Raw genomic sequence first — 20,714 nt, 5'->3', positions numbered from 1 at the left:
TCGCTGCCGCAGCTTCGGTGCATGGTTTAGCCCCGTTACATCTTCCGCGCAGGCCGACTCGACCAGTGAGCTATTACGCTTTCTTTAAATGATGGCTGCTTCTAAGCCAACATCCTGGCTGTCTGTGCCTTCCCACATCGTTTCCCACTTAACCATGACTTTGGGACCTTAGCTGGCGGTCTGGGTTGTTTCCCTCTTCACGACGGACGTTAGCACCCGCCGTGTGTCTCCCGTGATAACATTCTTCGGTATTCGTAGTTTGCATCGGGTTGGTAAGTCGGGATGACCCCCTAGCCGAAACAGTGCTCTACCCCCGAAGATGAATTCACGAGGCGCTACCTAAATAGCTTTCGGGGAGAACCAGCTATCTCCCGGTTTGATTGGCCTTTCACCCCCAGCCACAAGTCATCCGCTAATTTTTCAACATTAGTCGGTTCGGTCCTCCAGTTAGTGTTACCCAACCTTCAACCTGCCCATGGCTAGATCACCGGGTTTCGGGTCTATACCCTGCAACTTAACGCCCAGTTAAGACTCGGTTTCCCTGCGGCTCCCCTATACGGTTAACCTTGCTACAGAATATAAGTCGCTGACCCATTATACAAAAGGTACGCAGTCACACCCGAAGGTGCTCCCACTGCTTGTACGTACACGGTTTCAGGTTCTTTTTCACTCCCCTCGCCGGGGTTCTTTTCGCCTTTCCCTCACGGTACTGGTTCACTATCGGTCAGTCAGGAGTATTTAGCCTTGGAGGATGGTCCCCCCATATTCAGACAGGATACCACGTGTCCCGCCCTACTCTTCGAGTTCACAACCTGTGCATTTTGGTGTACGGGACTATCACCCTGTACCGTCGGACTTTCCAGACCGTTCCACTAACACACAAGCTGATTCAGACTCTGGGCTGCTCCCCGTTCGCTCGCCGCTACTGGGGGAATCTCGGTTGATTTCTTTTCCTCGGGGTACTTAGATGTTTCAGTTCCCCCGGTTCGCCTCGTTAACCTATGTATTCAGTTAACGATAGTGCAACGAATCACACTGGGTTTCCCCATTCGGACATCGCCGGCTATAACGGTTCATATCACCTTACCGACGCTTTTCGCAGATTAGCACGTCCTTCATCGCCTCTGACTGCCAGGGCATCCACCGTGTACGCTTAGTCGCTTAACCTCACAACCCGAAGATGTCTTCAGATTGCGAAAATTTGAGAGACTCGAACACACATAAACAGTGTGTCGTTTCAATTTTCAGCTTGATCCAGATTTTTAAAGAGCAAAACTTCGCAGTGCACCTTTTCAGGTTCACTCTGAAGTTTTCTTGTGTTTGCAGTAAAGATGGTGGAGCTATGCGGGATCGAACCGCAGACCTCCTGCGTGCAAAGCAGGCGCTCTCCCAGCTGAGCTATAGCCCCATCGAATGAATCTCTTTTAACCTTAATTCGTTTTCGGGCGCGGCGTGGTGAAGCGAAGCATACTGAAGTATGCGAGCTTTGCCACAACAAAGCACGAGAGCGAATTTGGTAGGCCTGAGTGGACTTGAACCACCGACCTCACCCTTATCAGGGGTGCGCTCTAACCACCTGAGCTACAAGCCTGCAGAGATTACTTACTGCTCTATTTTCATCAGACAATCTGTGTGAGCACTACAAAGGCAGGTTCTTTAAGGTAAGGAGGTGATCCAACCGCAGGTTCCCCTACGGTTACCTTGTTACGACTTCACCCCAGTCATGAATCACAAAGTGGTAAGCGCCCTCCCGAAGGTTAAGCTACCTACTTCTTTTGCAACCCACTCCCATGGTGTGACGGGCGGTGTGTACAAGGCCCGGGAACGTATTCACCGTAGCATTCTGATCTACGATTACTAGCGATTCCGACTTCATGGAGTCGAGTTGCAGACTCCAATCCGGACTACGACATACTTTATGAGGTCCGCTTGCTCTCGCGAGGTCGCTTCTCTTTGTATATGCCATTGTAGCACGTGTGTAGCCCTGGTCGTAAGGGCCATGATGACTTGACGTCATCCCCACCTTCCTCCAGTTTATCACTGGCAGTCTCCTTTGAGTTCCCGGCCTAACCGCTGGCAACAAAGGATAAGGGTTGCGCTCGTTGCGGGACTTAACCCAACATTTCACAACACGAGCTGACGACAGCCATGCAGCACCTGTCTCACAGTTCCCGAAGGCACCAATCCATCTCTGGAAAGTTCTGTGGATGTCAAGACCAGGTAAGGTTCTTCGCGTTGCATCGAATTAAACCACATGCTCCACCGCTTGTGCGGGCCCCCGTCAATTCATTTGAGTTTTAACCTTGCGGCCGTACTCCCCAGGCGGTCGATTTAACGCGTTAGCTCCGGAAGCCACGCCTCAAGGGCACAACCTCCAAATCGACATCGTTTACAGCGTGGACTACCAGGGTATCTAATCCTGTTTGCTCCCCACGCTTTCGCACCTGAGCGTCAGTCTTTGTCCAGGGGGCCGCCTTCGCCACCGGTATTCCTCCAGATCTCTACGCATTTCACCGCTACACCTGGAATTCTACCCCCCTCTACAAGACTCTAGCCTGCCAGTTTCGAATGCAGTTCCCAGGTTGAGCCCGGGGATTTCACATCCGACTTGACAGACCGCCTGCGTGCGCTTTACGCCCAGTAATTCCGATTAACGCTTGCACCCTCCGTATTACCGCGGCTGCTGGCACGGAGTTAGCCGGTGCTTCTTCTGCGGGTAACGTCAATCGACAAGGTTATTAACCTCACCGCCTTCCTCCCCGCTGAAAGTGCTTTACAACCCGAAGGCCTTCTTCACACACGCGGCATGGCTGCATCAGGCTTGCGCCCATTGTGCAATATTCCCCACTGCTGCCTCCCGTAGGAGTCTGGACCGTGTCTCAGTTCCAGTGTGGCTGGTCATCCTCTCAGACCAGCTAGGGATCGTCGCCTAGGTGAGCCGTTACCCCACCTACCAGCTAATCCCATCTGGGCACATCTGATGGCATGAGGCCCGAAGGTCCCCCACTTTGGTCTTGCGACGTTATGCGGTATTAGCTACCGTTTCCAGTAGTTATCCCCCTCCATCAGGCAGTTTCCCAGACATTACTCACCCGTCCGCCGCTCGTCACCCGAGAGCAAGCTCTCTGTGCTACCGCTCGACTTGCATGTGTTAGGCCTGCCGCCAGCGTTCAATCTGAGCCATGATCAAACTCTTCAATTTAAGTTTGATGCTCGTGAATTAAACTTCGTAATGAATTACGTATGTTCACTCAGAGACTTGGTATTCATTTTTTGTCCGAAGACATTAAGAATCCATGTCACTTTGAGTGCCCACACAGATTGTCTGATAAATTGTTAAAGAGCAGTTGCAACGTGGCTTTCAGCTCACCGTTGCGAGGTCCCGTATAATACGTTTTCCTCATGCAGAGTCAAGCGCTTATTTTTGCTTTTCTCTGTCGGTTTTCAGCGCTGAACTTCATCGCCGAAACCCTGTTGACCCGGCGGCTTGCTTGCCGTTGTTCCGTGTCAGTGGAGGCGCATTATAGGGAGTTCTGAGACGTTGACAAGCCCTGTTTTCAAAAAATTATTCAACCGTCTCTTTTTTGTGCAAAACGCCCTTAAAGCGGTAATTTTTCCAGCGTTGGGAAACCATAGCGATGCAGAACGGGTAAAAGTTGTTCTGTTTCTGCCGTCAGCGCCATGCAGAATGCTTTATTCTCGTCACTGGACTTCGCATCCGGCGCTTCATGCTCTAACAGCCAGGCGGTGCGGCGGGCAATCGCCGCGCCAGAATCGATAAGCCGCGTGCCCTCCGGCAGAACGCGCTGCAGCTCCTCCTGTAAAAGAGGAAAGTGGGTGCAGCCCAGCACCACCGTATCCGGCGGCTCCTGCATCCGCAGCCACGGGCGCAGGATACGGCGCAGCTCTTCTAACGGCACAGGCTCGCCATGCAGCTTCGCTTCCGCCAGCTCCACCAGCTCCGCCGACCCCAGCATCTCAATCCGACATTCATTGGCAAAGCGGTCAATCAGCTCACGGGTATAAGGACGCTTAACGGTACCGCGCGTCGCCAGCAGGCCAACAATACCGTTCGCCGTTAAGCGGGCGGCGGGCTTGATCGCCGGCACCACGCCAACGACGGGGAAAGCGAACTTTTCACGCAGGGCAGGCAGTGAGACGGTACTGGCGGTGTTACAGGCGATGACCGCCAGCGCCAGTGGATAGCGTTGCTGAACGGCAGTCACGATTTCCACAACGCGCTCAACGATAAACTCCTCGCTCTTCTCACCGTACGGGAAAGCGACGTTATCAAAAGCATAGATGTAATGCAGATTCGGCAGCAGCTGCCGAATCTCATTATAAACCGACAACCCACCGACGCCGGAATCAAACACCAGCACGGTGGGACGTGGATCAGAAGGTGTAGCTGCCAGACAAGGTGTATTCCCGTCCTGCAGATTGGTAGCCATAAACTGTCTCGTAATCTTTATCGAACAGATTGGCTATTTTACCACGAACTGTCAGGTGTGAGGTGACGGGATACGATAAACCGACATCCCAGAGGCTCAACCCACCCATATTGACGGTACGCGAGTTGTCGTAGTCATAATCGTAACGCTTGCCGATGTAGTGATACGTCACATCCCACCCCAGATCGTAGACCTGACCGTTCAGCTCGTATTTCACCTGCTGCTTCGCCCGGCGATAGAGGATCTTGTTGGTTTCGTCATCGCGAGGGTCAACATACTGCAGCGTTAGATGATGCTCCACCGGCCCGGTGGTGACATTTCCCGTCCACTCCAGCCCCTTGATCGTCGCAGACTTGACGTTGTAATAGGCGTTGTTGTCGTAATCGATGAGGTTCTGAATCTCATAGCGATACGCGGAGAGGCGCCAGTCGAGCGGCCCCGTTAACCCTTCGAGGCCCGCTTCCCATTGCTTCGACTCCTCGGGTTTCAGGTTCGGGTTAGAGGCGATGCCAAAACGCTCTGCGCCATACTGCTGCCCAAGGGAGGGGGCGAGGAATCCTGTACCGTACGAGAGCGTTGTCCGATAACCGTCGATAAATTCCCAGCCTGCCGCCGTCTGCCAGGTTCCGTGCCAGCCAAACTGCTCGTCATGATCCTCGCGGCCGGAAGCTTCCAGCGTCACGCTATCAATCTGCTGCTGCCCAGTCAGATAAAGACCGGTGGTGTCACGCTTATACACGTCGGTACTGGTCGTTCCGCTGGATTTCAGCTTCTCTTGTTTCCAGTCAACGCCGCCGCTCACTGCCCCATGGCCTACCACAACATTATTTCCCCACTGGATATAGCGCTGTTCCATATCATCCAGGGTGGTGCCCGCGGCATAGCGGCCAGCGTCGCTGCTGTAGTTGTAATCTTTGATGCGCTGATAGTTAGCAATCAACTGAGAGGAGTAAATCCCGGAGTGGTAGTGCAGACCGGTATCCCAGGACTGAGTATAAGACTGATCTTCATCGTTTCCGCCTGCGTAGCCCCAGTTGCCCTGGTCATAGTCAGCGTTGGCGGAATAACCATAGCCGCGGAAGAAACCTGAGAAGTTGTCATCGAACTGATGCTGTACCCCGCCCCACAGCATTTTATTGCGGTAGCCGTCGCGATCGCTGTCGCCACTATAAGAGGAGTTTGGCTGAACGTTAAATCCTTTGGTGGTCTGATAGGCGCCGGCAGCGGTAACCAGCGTATCGCCAAACCGCTTGTTAAAGGCGCCATCATAGGACTGGTAGCCGTTCGTCCCCGCGCCGGCGTTAATTTGCGAACGCTCAGCGTCGGTCATGGTGATAATGTTCACCACCCCACCGATCGCTCCGGAGCCGTAGACTGCGGAGCGCGGGCCACGGATGTATTCCACCCGCTGGACCAGCGAGATAGGGATCTGACTGATATCTACGCCATTGGAGATCCCCGGACGCGCCATCGGCACACCGTCGATCAGCACCAGCACGTGACGAGCCTCCGTCCCCCGAACATACAGCGAAGCGCTCTGCCCCATGCCGCCGTTGCGGGCAATATCGACCCCAGGAAGACGACGCATGACATCGTTTAAATCTTTGGACTGCCAGCGGTCGATATCATCGCGCGTCACAATGTCGGTCGGCGCCAGCACGGTATTGACCGGCTGTTGAAAACGGTTTGCTGTCACCACTAACGTATCTGAATTGCTATCCTGCGCCCAGCCGGAAAATGCCGTGACGGATAAAGCCGTCATCAGCGAAGCTTTTTTAATCATTGTAAAAGCATCCGAAACAGAAAAAGGATGCCGCTGGTTTTATCAGTTGCTCGCGACGATAAAACCCAGTGCGACGTATTCCGGCAGGTCTTCGGGCTTGGAGGCTGTTTCAAGAAATAATGACTTCCCACGGCTAGCCGCAGTGTCTGCACCGAGTGCGCTCATTTCTCACCTTCCTTACCGCTGCGCGTCAGCCCCAGATTTCCACTGGGTTCCCTTTTAACTCACAGGACCGGTAGGCGAATGCTACAATTAGAATCATATAGATGTCCAGACTGCTAATTATATTTCCCGCCACATTCGAGGCTGGACATCCCCGGCGCTTTCCCTACAATCCCCGCGTACTTATTTTATTCAGGATGCATCATGACCCCCGAACACCTTCCTACCGAACAATACGAAGCGCAGCTGGCAGAAAAAGTCGTCCGTTTGCAAACCATGATGGCGCCTTTTGCCGCGCCGGTTCCGGAAGTGTTTCGTTCGCCGGTCAGCCACTACCGGATGCGCGCCGAGTTCCGTCTGTGGCACGATGGCGACGATCTGTACCATATTATTTTCGACCAGCAGACCCGGTCGCGGATTCGCGTTGACAGCTTTCCGGCCGCCAGCGCGCTTATCAATCAGTTGATGACCGCCATGCTGGAGGGCGTGCGCAACAATCCCGTGCTGCGCCATAAGCTGTTCCAGATTGACTATCTGACCACCCTCAGCAACCAGGCGGTCGTCTCGCTGCTGTATCACAAAAAACTCGATGATGCCTGGCGTGAGCAAGCGGAGGCGCTGCGTGACGCCCTGCGAGCCCAGGGACTCAATGTGCATCTGATTGGACGGGCGACCAAAACCAAAATCGAGCTCGATCAGGACTATATAGATGAACGCCTGCCGGTTGGCGGTCGAGAGATGATCTACCGTCAGGTGGAAAACAGTTTTACCCAGCCGAACGCAGCCATGAACATTCAGATGCTGGAGTGGGCGCTGGATGTCACCAAAGAGGCGACCGGTGACCTGCTGGAATTGTACTGCGGCAACGGTAACTTCTCGCTGGCGCTGGCGCGTAATTTTGATCGCGTGCTGGCCACCGAAATCGCCAAACCGTCGGTGGCTGCGGCGCAGTACAACATCGCCGCTAACCATATCGACAACGTGCAGATTATCCGCATGGCGGCGGAAGAGTTTACTCAGGCGATGAATGGCGTGCGGGAGTTCAACCGGCTGCAGGGTATCGATCTGCAGAGCTATCAGTGCGAGACCATTTTCGTCGATCCGCCGCGCAGCGGACTGGACAGCGAAACGGAAAAAATGGTGCAGGCCTATCCGCGCATTCTGTACATTTCGTGCAACCCGGAAACGCTGTGCCGCAATCTGGAGACGTTAAGCCAGACGCACAACGTCACCCGGCTGGCGCTGTTCGACCAGTTCCCGTACACCCATCATATGGAATGCGGCGTTCTGCTGACCCGGAAATAGGCCCAAAAAAACCGGCAATGTCATATTGCCGGTTTTTTTTACACCACTGGCGGCTTACTCGGCTGCCGTATTTTTGCGGTTACGCATCTTGTAGCCGATCCAGAAGACCATCGCGACGGACAGAACGGCCGGGAAGAAGTTAGAGCCGATATCCGGGTACTCCGCACGCACGACGGTGCTGTACAACAGTACCCCGAGAATAAAAAAGGCGGCGGCCAGGCCCGGAAGCCCAACGGGCATACTGCGATTCTGATAGCGCTGATGCAGACAGTAGACCGTCAGCAGCAGGGATAAAATCGGGAAGACGGAAAACGGAACTATCGAACTGAACAGCGCCGCAAAGGCGCCATTAATGGATAACCCGGCAATCAGCGCCAGCAGCAGCGTACCTTTATCTTGAACTGAGTGTTTCATTGCTCGTCCTTCACGTTATTCGGAATGATGTGACATTTTTTCTTGTTCACGGCGATACCAGTAATACGCGCCTTTCGAGATCATTCTGAGCTGCAGCACCAACCGTTCTTCCAGCTGCCGGCGCTGTTCAGGGCCGACATCCAGCGCTTCCGCGCCAGCGCTAAAGACGATGGTGACCATAGCTTCAGCCTGCGCTTCGGTGAAGGCGCGCGGCATATGGTTTTCGAGTTCTAAATAGTCGGCGAGTTCCGCGATAAAGTGCTGGATCTCGCGCGCGACGGCGGCGCGAAACGCCGCAGAGGTTCCCGAGCGCTCTCGCAACAGCAAGCGGAAGGCGTTCGGGTTGTTACCGATAAACTCCATAAAGGTGGAGACCGAGGTACGGATCACGCTGCCGCCTTTAGCAATTCTCTGGCGCGCCTGGCGCATCAGCTGGCGCAGCATCAGTCCGCTCTCATCGACCATCGTCAGGCCTAACTCATCGACATCGCGAAAATGACGATAAAAGGACGTCGGCGCGATCCCAGCTTCCCGCGCCACTTCGCGCAAGCTCAGGCTGGCGAAACTCCGCTCAGCGCTAAGTTGGCTGAATGCTGCTTCCACCAGCGAACGGCGGGTTTTTTCTTTTTGTTGTGCTCTTACGCCCATCACGATGTATGAATCCTTCCAATAGCCCTGCTGGCACTATACCAGAGATTAAAACTAATCGGTTTGCACTGGATTGTGAATGATTGTTTACGAGCCGTTTCTGCTTTTATGCCGCAAAAAAGCACAACGATAATTGGGTTAAAGCGCAGCGAATGTTATCATCGTGTTTATTTTATGTATAAAACAGGTGAGTAATGCCATGTCACACTCTTGGGATTATGATGCAATAGTGATTGGTTCCGGTCCTGGCGGCGAAGGCGCCGCCATGGGACTGGTGAAACAGGGAGTACGCGTTGCCGTCATTGAGCGCTACCATAATGTCGGCGGCGGTTGCACCCACTGGGGCACCATCCCGTCGAAAGCCCTCCGCCATGCCGTCAGCCGTATTATCGAGTTTAACCAAAACCCCCTCTACAGCGACCACTCCCGCCTTCTTCGCTCTTCTTTCGCCGACATCCTCAACCATGCCGACAGCGTCATCAACCAGCAGACTCATATGCGCCAGGGATTCTATGAGCGCAACCACTGTGAAATTCTGCAGGGCAATGCGCACTTCGTTGATGAACATACTCTGGCGCTGGAATGCCATGACGGCACGGTCGAGACGGTGACTGCGGAGAAATTCGTTATCGCCTGCGGGTCACGCCCCTATCATCCGGCCGATGTCGATTTCCACCACCCACGCATCTATGACAGCGATTCGATTCTCAGCCTGCAGCATGAGCCGCGCCACGTGATCATTTACGGCGCCGGGGTGATCGGTTGTGAATACGCCTCGATCTTCCGCGGCATGGAGGTGAAGGTCGATCTGATCAACACCCGCGATCGTCTGCTGGCCTTCCTCGATCAGGAGATGTCAGACTCGCTCTCTTATCACTTCTGGAACAGCGGCGTGGTCATTCGCCACAATGAGGAGTATGAGAAAATTGAGGGGGTGGATGACGGCGTGATCATGCACCTGAAGTCCGGCAAAAAGCTGAAGGCCGATTGCCTGCTGTACGCCAACGGCCGCACCGGCAATACCGACACCCTGGCGCTGGAAAACATCGGTCTGCAGACTGACAGCCGCGGCCAGCTGAAGGTCAACAGCATGTACCAGACCGCCCTCCCGCACATTTATGCGGTTGGCGATGTCATCGGCTATCCAAGCCTGGCTTCTGCCGCTTACGATCAAGGGCGCATTGCCGCCCAGGCGCTGGTGAAAGGCGAAGCTTCAGCGCATCTGATTGAAGATATCCCAACCGGGATCTACACCATTCCGGAAATCAGCTCCGTCGGGAAAACCGAGCAGCAGCTGACGGCGATGAAAGTGCCGTATGAGGTGGGTCGCGCCCAGTTTAAACACCTGGCGCGGGCGCAAATCGTTGGCATGAGCGTGGGAACCCTGAAGATCCTGTTCCATCGGGAGACCAAGGAGATCCTCGGCATTCACTGCTTTGGCGAACGCGCAGCCGAAATCATTCACATCGGCCAGGCGATCATGGAGCAGAAAGGTGGTGGTAACACCATTGAGTACTTCGTCAACACCACCTTTAACTACCCGACCATGGCGGAAGCGTATCGGGTCGCCGCGCTGAACGGCTTAAACCGCCTGTTTTAACGCCTTGTCGAAATGGCCATCCATCGTACCGCGGATGGCCTCCGCCAGATGTTCATAGCGGCTGCGCAGCGGGGAGCCGGGACGGTAAACCAGGCCGATGGTTCGTCTTGGCTCTGGCTTAATGCACGGCAGATAGACCACGCCATCGCGTTTTCTTTCCTGCGGTACCGCCAGCGCAGGCAGCAAGGTAATGCCGCTGCCTGCCGCCACCATATTGCGTAGCGTTTCCAGACTGGTCGCCCGGAAGTGGGTATCTTCATCCGCTCCCGCTTCAAAGCAAAAGCCCATCGCCTGATCGCGCAGACAGTGGCCATCCTCCAGCATCAGCAGCTTTTCACCAGCCAGATCCGACATCGGCACCCGGTCGCGGTTCGCCCACGGGTGATCCTCATAGATAGCCAGCATCATCGGCTCATCAAACAGCGGCACCTCGATAAAGGCCTCGCTCTCTTTGACCAGCGCCAGAATGGCGCAGTCGAGCTTACCGCTGTCGAGCTGGGCCAGCAGCTGATGGGTCTGCGCTTCGTGCAGGTACATTTCCAGTTTCGGAAAAGTTTGGTGCAGCATCGGAATGATTTGCGGCAGCAGGTACGGGCCAATTGTCGGGATCAAGCCGATATGCAACGGCCCGGACATGGTTTCCCCTTGTTGGCTTGCCATCTCCTTGAGCACTTTTACTTCGCGTAACACGGTACGCGCCTGATCCACCAGCAACAGCCCCGCCTGGGTAAACAGAACCTTACGGCTGGTGCGCTCCAGCAGCATGACGCCAAGTTCATCCTCGAGCTTGCGGATCTGTCCGCTGAGCGTCGGTTGGCTCACGTGGCATGAGTCAGCCGCCCGCCGGAAGTGGCGGTGTTCGGCGAGCGCTACCAGGTATTCAAGATCGCGAATATTCATTATTCATCCTCCATCGCCACGATAGTCCATGGCGATAGATAGCATAGCAACGAACGATTATCCCTATCAAGCTTTCTGTTCAATAATACGCCCATAGAGACGGTATACCTGTGAAAATCATTGGCCCGTCACACTGTTTCTCTACCCGAACAACTAAAGCCAACGTGAACTTTTGCGGACCTTGTGTCCGCTTTTTTTTTGCATAAAAAACCCGGCGTCATCAGGCTCGGCCGGGTTCAGAGAGGCGGATGCCAGAGAATTAGCTCAGGCGCGCTTTCGCGTCGCTGATAGCCTGCGCCACCTGCTGCGGCGAAACGCCGCCTTTCGCTGCGCGTTTATCGAGGCAGGACTGCAGAGACAGAATCGGATAAACATCGTCTGCGATGACCGGACTGAATTTCTGCAGATCGACCAGGGGCAGCGCTTCCAGCGGTTTCCCTTGCGCAATGGCTTCGACTACCGCCTCACCAACAATATGGTGCGCTTCACGGAACGGAACGCCTCTTGCCACCAGATAATCTGCCAGTTCTGTGGCGTTGGCATAGCCCTGCTGCGCCGCTTCCGCACAGCGCGGGCGCTTCACCTGGATGCCATCCAGCACCAGGGTCGCCATATGCAGACAGTCGAGCCAGGTATCCAGAGCGTCGAAAAGCCCCTCTTTATCTTCCTGCATGTCTTTGTTGTAGGCCAGCGGCAGGCCTTTCAGCGTCATCATCATGCCGGTCAACGCGCCCTGCACGCGGCCGCATTTACCACGAATTAATTCCAGCGCGTCCGGGTTTTTCTTCTGCGGCATCAGCGAGGAGCCGGAGGTCACGCGATCAGAAAGTTCGACGAAGTTCGCCTCGCCGGAGTTAAAGAAAATCAGATCTTCAGCAAAGCGCGACAGATGCACCATGCCGATAGACGCATCGGAAAGCAGCTCCAGCACATGGTCGCGATCGGAAACGCTGTCGAGGCTGTTGCGGGTGGCAGAGGCAAAGCCCAGCCAGCCGGCCAGCTGCTCGCGGTCGATTTCATACGCCGTCCCCGCCAGCGCGCCGCAGCCCAGCGGGCTAACGTCGAGGCGCTTCAGCGCGTCCTGCAGGCGGCTTTCGTCACGCGCCAGCATTTCAACGTAGGCCAGACACCAGTGTGCGAACGTCACCGGCTGGGCACGCTGCAGGTGAGTGTACCCCGGCATCACCGCGTCCTGGTTATGCTGGGCAGTCTCCACCAGCGCGCTCTGCAGCTGGCGGTTCGCCGACAGCAGTTCGACAACGGTATCTTTGCACCATAGTTTAAGGTCGGTGGCGACCTGGTCGTTACGGCTGCGCCCGGTGTGCAGTTTCTTGCCCAGCTGGCCCACTTTATCGATCAGCTTGCCTTCCACCCAGCTGTGAATATCTTCGGCATCGCTGGCGAGGATTTGCTGCGGATTGGCGCGCACCTCTTCCAGCAGCACGTTCAGCGCTTCTTCCAGCTGCTGCTGTTCAGCGGCACTCAGTACGCCGACCGTTACCAGCGCTTTCGACCAGGCGACAGAGCCAACGATATCCTGCTCCGCCAGACGATAGTCGAAGCGCAACGAGTCGTTGAACTGTTTGAACCGTTGATCTGCTGCCTGTGTAAAACGCCCGCCCCAAAGTGCCATAACATGCTTCCTTTATTCGTTAGTTCTGCCGGCGGCATTGTGCCGCCCGGCCTACAGTCTGTAAGCCCGGCAGACGACGCGCCGCCGGGCATGAAATCTTAAGCCAGAATACGTGTGCCGATCGGCGTGCCGTTAAATAACGCTGGCAGCTGCTCGGCGTGACGCCAGGAGGCGATATCCACCGGACGGCCCAGGGCACGTGCGGCGTCAAGGGCCGCATTCACTTTAACAATCATGCCGTCAGTGATAATGCCCTGCTCGATCAGCTGCTCCGCTTTCTCGGCGGTCATCTCGGCAATGCGCTGTCCTTTACCGTCGAGGATACCGCTGACATCAGACAGCAGGATCAGATCCGCCCCCAGGGTGGCCGCCAGCGCTGTCGCCGCCTGGTCAGCATTGACGTTCATCAGCTGGCCTTCATCGGTCACCCCGATAGAGCTCACCACCGGCAGGTAACCGCCCGCCAGCAGGATGTTGATCAGCGCCGGGGAGCCCGGCTGCGCCAGCCCGACATGGCCCAGCTCGGCATCCAGCTGCGTGACCTTCACGCTATCGCCATCGCCGAGGAACAGGCCTACCGAGGAAATACCATGTTTTTTCGCCCATGCCAGCAGCGTTTTGTTGGCGGTTCCCGCCAGCGCGCCGGTAATGATGTCAATCTGATCGGCAGGCGTAACCCGCAGGCCATTTTTCTTTTTCACCGGCAGATTAAGCTGCTTCATCAGCTCATCCACCACGCAGCCGCCGCCATGGACGATAATCAGCGGGCGCTGGTGCGCTTCACGGTAGTTAACCAGCGCGGTAAACAGGCGCTCCAGCGCCTCTTCGCTATCGAGTAATACGCCGCCGAGTTTGATAATTAATGGGTTCATCATCACACCTTAAATAAGAGACTGCGTCTCAGCGAAGCCGAAACGAATATTCGCGCACTGCACTGCCTGCGCTGCGGCGCCTTTCAGCAGGTTATCTTCAGCCGCGACGACGATGAGATGGTCGTCCTGCACGGCAAAACCGATATCACAGAATGGCAGACCCTCGACGCTTTTCAATGCGGGTACGCCTTTATCATATAAACGTACCAGCGGTTTATCGGCGTAAGCTTTCTGGTAAACCGCTGCGATCTGCGCGTGGCCAACGCCCGGCTTCAGGCGGCAGGTAATGGTTTCAAGGATGCCGCGCTTAAAATTACCCAGGTGCGGGGTAAAAATCACCTTTGCCCCGAGGTGGCTGGCAATCTCCGGCTGATGGCGATGGTTAAATATGCCGTATGGCTGCAGGCTCACTTCACAGAAGCTATTGCCGATCGCGGCTTTACGACCCGCGCCGCTCACCCCGCTGGTGGCGTTGATCACCGGCCACTGGTTCAGATCCAGCAGATTGGCCTCAATCAGCGGCTTCAGCGACAGCTGCGCCGCCGTCGGATAGCAGCCAGGCACCGCGATTAACTGCGCTTCTTTAAGCGCATCCGCGCTCCACTCCGCCAGACCATACACCGCCTGTTTGAGCAGGTCGGGATGTTGATGAGTGAAACCGTAATATTTTTCGTAGAACGCCCCATCGTTAACGCGGAAGGCACCGGAAAGATCGAACACCACGCAGCCGGCGGCAAGGAACTGCGGCGCCAGGTCGTGACTCACTTCGTGCGCGGTGGCGAGAAACACCACGTCCACGCCAGCGCTGAATTCGCTGATATCGGACATCGGCTGCAGCGGCATATCGACAATGCCTTTGAGCTGCGGATGCAGGTCGGAAATTAATTTTCCCGCATCATTGCTTTGCGCGGAGACCGTCAAAGCGGTTATGTTCATATGCGGATGACGATTGATATAGGTCACCAGCTCTGCGCCGGCATAACCACTGGCACCCACAATCAGCGTATTTAACATTGGAAGCGCATCTCCTTACATTCGATGGGTTTTCTTACGCTCAACGATATTGTATTTTTATTCACAATAAATGCATGAATATTGATACTATCACGACCCAAGGTGTGTCAACAATGAAAAACAATTTACCGCCCTTTATCGAGATTTACCGCGCGTTGATCGCCACACCGTCCATCAGCGCGACCGAAGAGGCTCTCGATCAAAGCAATGAGTCTTTAATCAATTTGCTGGCAGGCTGGTTCCGCGATCTCGGCTTCAATGTTGAGATACAGCCGGTGCCGGATACGCGCCATAAATTCAACCTGCTGGCCAGCACCGGACACGGCGCCGGCGGCCTGCTGCTCGCCGGGCATACCGATACCGTGCCATTCGATGATGGCCGCTGGACGCGGGATCCGTTCACCCTCACCGAACACGATAACAAGCTCTACGGCCTCGGCACGGCTGACATGAAAGGCTTCTTCGCCTTTATTCTCGACGCCCTGCGCGATGTCGACGTCACCACGCTGAAAAAACCGCTGTATATTCTGGCCACCGCCGACGAAGAGACCAGCATGGCCGGCGCGCGCTATTTTGCCGAAACCACCCAGCTGCGCCCGGACTGCGCCATCATCGGCGAGCCCACCTCCCTGCAGCCGATCCGCGCCCACAAAGGACATATGTCCAACGCGATCCGTATTCAGGGCCAGTCCGGCCACTCCAGCGATCCGGCACGCGGAGTTAACGCGATTGAGCTTATGCACGACGCCATCGGCCGCATTATGCAGCTGCGCGATCTGCTAAAAGAGCGCTACCACTTCGAGGCGTTCACGGTCCCTTACCCGACCCTTAACCTGGGCGCTATCCATGGCGGCGATGCCTCAAACCGTATCTGCGCCTGCTGCGAACTGCATATGGATATCCGCCCGCTGCCGGGGATGACCCTCAACGATCTTAATGGTCTGTTGGGCGAAGCGCTGGCACCCGTCAGTGAGCGCTGGCCGGGCCGCCTGACGGTCTCAGAGCTGCATCCGCCGATCCCCGGCTACGAATGCCCGCCGGACCATAAGCTGGTCCAGGTGGTTGAGAAACTGCTCGGCGCGCAGACCGACGTGGTGAACTACTGCACCGAAGCGCCGTTTATCCAGACGCTGTGTCCGACGCTGGTTCTTGGCCCAGGCTCCATCAACCAGGCCCATCAGCCTGACGAGTATCTGGAGACGCGCTTTATCAAGCCGACCCGGGAGCTGATTAGCCAGGTCGTCCACCACTTCTGCTGGCACTAAAATCGCCCTCTTTTTCCGCCCCGTTCTCCCGGGGCGGAACGGTGACGATCGTCACATTTCCATAAGCGATGCTTATCCAGCGCCCCCTGAATTAAATTTCGCAAATTACGGCGATTTACTCGTTTGCTGAAGCGATTTCGCAGTAATTGACGTGGGGGTATTTACGTGGCTTTATAAAAGACGGGTTGCTTATCCGTTGCTCACGTTCCAGCGCAGCGGATATAACAAAATAAAATGAGATGGGGTGTCTGGGGTAACATGAACGAACAATATTCCGCATTGCGTAGTAATGTCAGTATGCTCGGCAAGGTGCTGGGCGATACCATCAAGGATGCATTGGGAGAAAATATTCTTGATCGTGTCGAAACTATCCGTAAGTTGTCCAAATCTTCACGCGCCGGCAACGAAGCTAACCGCCAGGAGTTGCTGACCACGCTGCAGAATTTGTCTAACGACGAACTGCTGCCGGTTGCCCGTGCCTTCAGCCAGTTTCTGAATCTGGCGAACACCGCTGAGCAGTACCACAGCATTTCGCCGAATGGCGAAGCGGCCAGCAATCCGGAAGTCATTGCGCGTACCCTGAGAAAGCTCAAAGACCAACCCAATCTCAACGAAGACACCATCAAAAAAGCGGTGGAATCTCTGTCTCTGGAGCTGGTATTAACCGCCCACCCGACCGAGATCACCCGCCGGACGCTGATCCATAAAATGGTGGAAGTGAACAGCTGCCTCAAGCAACTGGACAATAAAGACATCGCCGACTACGAGCACCATCAGCTGATGCGCCGTCTGCGCCAGCTGATCGCCCAGTCCTGGCATACTGACGAGATCCGTAAATACCGCCCGTCTCCGGTCGACGAAGCCAAATGGGGCTTCGCGGTGGTGGAAAACAGCCTGTGGGAAGGGGTGCCTAACTATCTGCGCGAGCTGAACGAACAGCTGGAAGCCAACCTTGGCTATCAGCTACCGGTGGACTTCGTCCCGGTGCGTTTCACCTCGTGGATGGGCGGCGACCGCGACGGCAACCCGAACGTGACCGCCGACATCACTCGCCACGTGCTGCTGCTCAGCCGCTGGAAAGCCACCGATCTGTTCCTCAAAGACGTGCAGGTGCTGATCTCCGAGCTGTCGATGGTGGAGTGTACCGACGAACTTCGCGCGCTGGCTGGCGCCGAGGGTGCTCAGGAACCGTACCGTTATCTGATGAAGAAACTGCGCACTCAGCTGATGGAGACCCAGGCCTGGCTGGAAGCGCGCCTGAAAGGTCAGAAGCTGCCGAAACCGGCGGGACTGATCACTCAGAACGAGCAGCTGTGGGAACCGCTGTACGCCTGCTATAAATCGCTGCAGGCCTGCGGCATGGGCATTATCGCCAACGGCGAACTGCTCGACACCCTGCGCCGCGTGAAGTCTTTCGGCGTACCACTGGTGCGTATTGATATCCGTCAGGAAAGCACTCGCCATACCGAAGCGCTGGGCGAAATGACCCGTTACCTCGGGATCGGCGATTACGAAAGCTGGTCAGAAGCCGACAAACAGGCTTTCCTGATCCGCGAACTGAACTCCAAACGTCCGTTGCTGCCGCGTCAGTGGGAGCCAAGCGAAGAGACGCGCGAAGTCCTCGATACCTGCAAAGTGATCGCCGAGGCGCCGCGCGGATCGATCGCCGCCTACGTGATCTCGATGGCCAAAACGCCGTCCGACGTGCTGGCGGTTCATCTGCTGCTGAAAGAGGCCGGGATTGGTTTTGCTCTGCCGGTGGCCCCGCTGTTCGAAACGCTGGACGACCTGAACAACGCCAACGATGTCATGACTCAGCTGCTGAATATCGACTGGTACCGCGGCTTTATCCAGGGCAAGCAGATGGTCATGATTGGCTATTCTGACTCCGCCAAAGATGCTGGCGTGATGGCCGCCTCCTGGGCGCAGTACCAGGCGCAGGACGCGCTGATCAAAACCTGTGAGAAAGCCGGTATCGAACTGACGCTGTTCCACGGACGCGGCGGTTCCATCGGCCGCGGCGGCGCGCCAGCCCACGCGGCGCTGCTCTCGCAGCCGCCGGGAAGCCTGAAAGGCGGCCTGCGCGTCACCGAGCAGGGCGAGATGATCCGCTTTAAGTACGGCCTGCCGGAAGTGACCATCAGCAGTCTGTCGCTGTATACCAGCGCCATTCTGGAAGCCAACCTGCTGCCGCCGCCGGAACCGAAAGCCGAATGGCGCGACATCATGGCTGAGCTGTCCGACGTCTCCTGCAAGATGTATCGCGGCTACGTACGTGAAAACAAAGATTTCGTGCCTTACTTCCGCTCTGCGACTCCGGAGCAGGAGCTGGGCAAACTGCCGCTGGGTTCGCGTCCGGCAAAACGTCGCCCGACCGGCGGCGTCGAGTCGCTGCGCGCCATTCCGTGGATCTTCGCCTGGACCCAGAACCGCCTGATGCTACCGGCCTGGCTGGGCGCTGGCGCCGCGCTGCAGAAGGTGGTCGAAGGTGGAAAACAGAGTGAACTGGAAGCGATGTGTCGCGACTGGCCGTTCTTCTCCACCCGCCTTGGCATGCTGGAGATGGTTTACTCGAAGGCCGACCTGTGGCTGGCGGAGTACTACGATCAGCGCCTGGTGAAGCCGGAGCTGTGGGCGCTGGGTACCGAGCTGCGTAAGCTGCTGGCTGCCGACATCAACGTCGTGTTGGCCATCGCCAATGACTCCCATCTGATGGCCGACCTGCCGTGGATCGCCGAGTCTATCCAGCTGCGTAATATCTATACCGACCCGCTGAACGTCCTGCAGGCGGAACTGCTGCACCGTTCACGCCAGGCCGAAGAAGCAGGCAAGGACCCGGATCCGCGCGTTGAACAAGCGCTGATGGTCACCATCGCCGGCGTTGCCGCCGGTATGCGTAACACCGGCTAATCGAAGCCTCTCTCCCCCGGCCGCCCGGTCGGGGGATTTTCACCTGTTCTAGTGGTGCAGCATCTCATCAACGATCTGCTCTTTATGCAGCGCATATGGATAATAGGTCGGCCAGTTATCCATCTCTTTCAGCAACGCCTCCTGTGATTCATTGCCCATGAAAATATGGAAATGCTGCGATTTACGCGGGCCAATAATATGGTCGCTGAACTGCACAAATTTCGGCGCGTTGGCATCGCCCTGCTGGCACTCAAACAGGTAACGTACGCCCTTCTTGCCGGAGGCGTAATGCAGAATTTTGTAGCCTGAATAGCGGTATTTGCAGCTGTTGACGGTCTCGCCAACGTGGAACTCAATCACATCATTTTCAATGCCAATCTGCTCCACATCGGTGGCGTAGCCCTTCTTATAATAAGCGCGATACTCCTCGACGCTCTTGCCGCCGGGCTTTTTCGCCTTCTGCTCCAGCACCGGATCGAGGTCGCCATTGAGCAGATACGGGTTTACCGACTGCCAGACGCCCTCCCAGTCGCTCAGCGCGCGGTCCTGCACATTTTTATCGGCAAAAATGCCTTCGCTGGCCTGACGCTCGATGTCGGTTAACGCCGGGCCATGGTTATGATTGCCGTGGGCAAACGCCTGGGCGCTGGCTAACGCCATGCCGAATCCAAAGGCCAGCAGGGGGATCTTTCTGGTCATTACTCTCTCCTGAGTTTGCTATCAATGGCGACAAATTGTTACGATATAACATATCTTATCTGAGAAGCAAGCGTGACTGGCAAGCGCTTTTACCGCTGGAAAAATGTCCGGTATGATGAAAGAGGTGATGCGCTGAACGGAAGAATGATGGACAACGATATCGATCAACTTATTGATTCATTCCTAAAAAAGCAGAATGGTATCGGCCGGGTCTATTTTGCCGACGAGATGCGTTCGCCTGCTGAGCCGGTAGTGCAGGTTGATTTTCCCCGTCTGAACATCATCCTCAATGGGCAGTTGCCCGACCGGGCACTCGGCGAAAACGCCAGCCCTCTTGAGGCGAACGACGTGCTCTATATCCCTGGCGATAGCTGGAACTGCCCGCAGTGGCAGGCGCCCTGCCTGCTGTTAAGTATCCTGTTCGATAAGCAGCGACTGGAGTGCTCGCTGCAGCACTGGAATGGCAAGGCGATAACCGTTGTCGAAAAGCGGCAGGCGCTGCGCCGCGGGCCGCGCGTCGGTTCATTTCTGCTGCAGGCGCTCAATGAGCTCCGGATGCAGCCGCAGGAGCAGCGAACCGCCCGCAGCATTGTCGTCAGCCTGCTCAGCCACTGCCATGACCTTCTCGGCAGCCAGGCGCAAACCTCCTCGCGCAGCCAGGCGCTGTTTGAGGCGATCCGCCAGTACATGGACGCCCATTATGCAGAGCCGCTGAGCCGGGAATCGGTGGCCCAGGCGTTCTATCTCTCCCCCAACTATCTTTCTCACCTGTTCCAGAAATGCGGGCCAATGGGCTTCAATGAATATCTGAACCATATTCGTCTTGAACAGGCCCGTATGCTGCTGAAGGGCCACGATATGAAAGTGAAAGATATCGCCCACGCCTGCGGCTTCGCCGACAGCAATTATTTCTGCCGCCTGTTTCGCAAAACCACCGAGCGCTCGCCGTCTGAATACCGCCGTCAGTATCATAGCCAGTTAACGGAAATATCTTCTCCGGCCAAAAACTAGATTTTTGTGTGTTAAACCTGACTTTTGTGCGCGCTTTTATTGCTGCC

At 56.1% G+C, this 20,714-nt stretch carries 14 protein-coding genes, 2 tRNA genes, 2 rRNA genes and 1 riboswitch; of the genes, 5 read left to right on the top strand and 13 right to left on the bottom strand.

Annotated elements, in window-relative coordinates; translation table 11 throughout:
* The 6 genes from A1WC_RS0125430 to btuB form a co-directional block, all read right to left on the bottom strand.
* Window positions 1-1,167: ribosomal RNA gene (locus tag A1WC_RS0125430) — 23S ribosomal RNA — on the bottom strand; the annotation flags it as partial.
* Window positions 1,168-1,332: 165 nt separating this feature from the next.
* Window positions 1,333-1,408: transfer RNA gene (locus tag A1WC_RS00305), tRNA-Ala, on the bottom strand.
* Between the two features lie 106 nt (window positions 1,409-1,514).
* Window positions 1,515-1,591 (bottom strand) — tRNA-Ile (locus A1WC_RS00310).
* Window positions 1,592-1,662: 71 nt separating this feature from the next.
* Window positions 1,663-3,202, bottom strand: a 16S ribosomal RNA gene (locus A1WC_RS00315).
* Between the two features lie 397 nt (window positions 3,203-3,599).
* Window positions 3,600-4,451, bottom strand: coding sequence for a glutamate racemase (gene murI, locus A1WC_RS00320; protein ID WP_008807849.1), 852 nt, complete (start codon window positions 4,449-4,451; stop codon window positions 3,600-3,602).
* Entirely contained in the window at window positions 4,396-6,234 is a 1,839-nt protein-coding gene (gene btuB / locus A1WC_RS00325) for a TonB-dependent vitamin B12 receptor BtuB (RefSeq protein WP_012969208.1), read from the bottom strand. The genes murI and btuB overlap by 56 nt, the downstream gene beginning before the upstream one ends.
* Window positions 6,235-6,298: 64 nt before the next feature.
* A riboswitch (cobalamin riboswitch) is annotated at window positions 6,299-6,486 on the bottom strand.
* 114 nt (window positions 6,487-6,600) lie between these two features.
* On the opposite strand from btuB, the gene trmA reads away from it, so the two are divergent.
* Window positions 6,601-7,701 (top strand): tRNA (uridine(54)-C5)-methyltransferase TrmA, encoded by a 1,101-nt coding sequence (gene trmA / locus A1WC_RS00330; protein ID WP_016162059.1) that lies wholly within the window; start codon window positions 6,601-6,603, stop codon window positions 7,699-7,701.
* Window positions 7,702-7,755: 54 nt separating this feature from the next.
* Here trmA and A1WC_RS00335 read toward each other — a convergent pair whose 3' ends face one another.
* Together A1WC_RS00335 and fabR are read right to left on the bottom strand one after the other, a co-directional pair.
* Window positions 7,756-8,115, bottom strand: coding sequence for a YijD family membrane protein (locus A1WC_RS00335; RefSeq protein ID WP_004203691.1), 360 nt, complete (start codon window positions 8,113-8,115; stop codon window positions 7,756-7,758).
* Window positions 8,116-8,130: 15 nt separating this feature from the next.
* A complete protein-coding gene (gene fabR, locus A1WC_RS00340; RefSeq protein ID WP_004151856.1) occupies window positions 8,131-8,766 on the bottom strand; it encodes an HTH-type transcriptional repressor FabR in 636 nt (211 codons plus the stop codon).
* A gap of 196 nt (window positions 8,767-8,962) precedes the next feature.
* On the opposite strand from fabR, the gene sthA reads away from it, so the two are divergent.
* Window positions 8,963-10,363: a Si-specific NAD(P)(+) transhydrogenase gene (gene sthA / locus A1WC_RS00345; protein WP_008807852.1), complete on the top strand. Its 1,401-nt coding sequence runs from the start codon at window positions 8,963-8,965 to the stop codon at window positions 10,361-10,363.
* Here sthA and oxyR read toward each other — a convergent pair.
* The 4 genes from oxyR to argC all read right to left on the bottom strand — a co-directional run bounded on the left by oxyR (window position 10,346) and on the right by argC (window position 14,782).
* Window positions 10,346-11,263: a DNA-binding transcriptional regulator OxyR gene (oxyR, locus tag A1WC_RS00350; RefSeq protein WP_008807853.1), complete on the bottom strand. Its 918-nt coding sequence runs from the start codon at window positions 11,261-11,263 to the stop codon at window positions 10,346-10,348. The genes sthA and oxyR overlap by 18 nt on opposite strands.
* Before the next feature lie 259 nt (window positions 11,264-11,522).
* Window positions 11,523-12,896 carry an argininosuccinate lyase gene (gene argH, locus A1WC_RS00355; RefSeq protein ID WP_016162058.1) on the bottom strand — a complete coding sequence of 458 codons (1,374 nt, stop codon included), beginning with the start codon at window positions 12,894-12,896 and terminating at the stop codon, window positions 11,523-11,525.
* 98 nt (window positions 12,897-12,994) lie between these two features.
* Window positions 12,995-13,771 carry an acetylglutamate kinase gene (gene argB, locus A1WC_RS00360; RefSeq protein ID WP_089503845.1) on the bottom strand — a complete coding sequence of 259 codons (777 nt, stop codon included), beginning with the start codon at window positions 13,769-13,771 and terminating at the stop codon, window positions 12,995-12,997.
* 6 nt (window positions 13,772-13,777) lie between these two features.
* The gene (gene argC, locus A1WC_RS00365; protein ID WP_008807856.1) at window positions 13,778-14,782 is read right to left on the bottom strand and encodes an N-acetyl-gamma-glutamyl-phosphate reductase; all 1,005 of its coding nucleotides are present in this window, start codon (window positions 14,780-14,782) and stop codon (window positions 13,778-13,780) included.
* A 113-nt stretch (window positions 14,783-14,895) separates the two neighbouring features.
* Here argC and argE point away from each other — a divergent pair, with 113 nt between their 5' ends.
* A complete protein-coding gene (argE, locus tag A1WC_RS00370) occupies window positions 14,896-16,047 on the top strand; it encodes an acetylornithine deacetylase (protein ID WP_012969211.1) in 1,152 nt (383 codons plus the stop codon).
* Between the two features lie 258 nt (window positions 16,048-16,305).
* Entirely contained in the window at window positions 16,306-18,957 is a 2,652-nt protein-coding gene (ppc, locus tag A1WC_RS00375) for a phosphoenolpyruvate carboxylase (RefSeq protein ID WP_008807858.1), read from the top strand.
* A 48-nt stretch (window positions 18,958-19,005) separates the two neighbouring features.
* Here the strand turns inward: ppc and zinT are convergent, their stop codons facing one another.
* On the bottom strand, window positions 19,006-19,656 hold the full coding sequence (gene zinT / locus A1WC_RS00380; RefSeq protein WP_008807859.1) for a metal-binding protein ZinT: 651 nt from the start codon (window positions 19,654-19,656) through the stop codon (window positions 19,006-19,008).
* A gap of 72 nt (window positions 19,657-19,728) precedes the next feature.
* On the opposite strand from zinT, the gene A1WC_RS00385 reads away from it, so the two are divergent.
* On the top strand, window positions 19,729-20,667 hold the full coding sequence (locus A1WC_RS00385; RefSeq protein ID WP_224224654.1) for an AraC family transcriptional regulator: 939 nt from the start codon (window positions 19,729-19,731) through the stop codon (window positions 20,665-20,667).
* Window positions 20,668-20,714 lie beyond the last annotated feature (47 nt).

Source organism: Klebsiella sp. KTE92 (assembly GCF_000398905.1).
Classification (GTDB): Bacteria; Pseudomonadota; Gammaproteobacteria; order Enterobacterales; family Enterobacteriaceae; genus Klebsiella; species Klebsiella variicola.
The sequence above is the reverse complement of the archived record's forward strand: the minus strand, read 5'-3'. Positions and strand labels throughout refer to the sequence as shown.